The 403-nt window shown below is 67.7% G+C and carries 1 pseudogene; it reads left to right on the forward strand.

Annotated features, from left to right (window positions below):
• Nucleotides 1-148, forward strand: a pseudogene (locus tag IF89_RS50120) (transposase); the annotation flags it as partial.
• Nucleotides 149-403: the final 255 nt, after the last annotated feature.

Here is a 403-nt window from a genome sequence, read left to right on the forward strand (position 1 = left end):
GGCCGGTGGAGTGATCACCGCCGGGTCGTCAACGGGGTGCTCTACCGCGTGCGGACCGGTGTCCAGTGGCGGGACCTGCCGGAGCGGTTCGGTCCGTGGGAGACCGTCTATAAACGACATCGCCGCTGGTCGGCCGATGGAACGCAGACGATGCTGTTGTCCCGTGCCCAGGCGGCTGAGGACGATGCGGGCCGGATCGGCTGGGATGTGTCGGTGGACTCGACGGTGGTTCGTGCTCATCAGCATGCTGCCGGTGCGAGGAGGACGCCTGCGGCCGCGGGTCTCCAAAAAAGGGGAACGCCCGGGGGGCGAACCAGGTCGATCCGGTGCTGCAGAAACTCATCGTCAGGCTGACGGAGGTGGTCCGATCACCGAATGCCTGGGACGCTCCCGGGGCGGCTTC

It is taken from the genome of Streptomyces sp. NRRL F-2664, assembly GCF_000719345.1.
GTDB lineage: Bacteria > Actinomycetota > Actinomycetes > Streptomycetales > Streptomycetaceae > Streptomyces.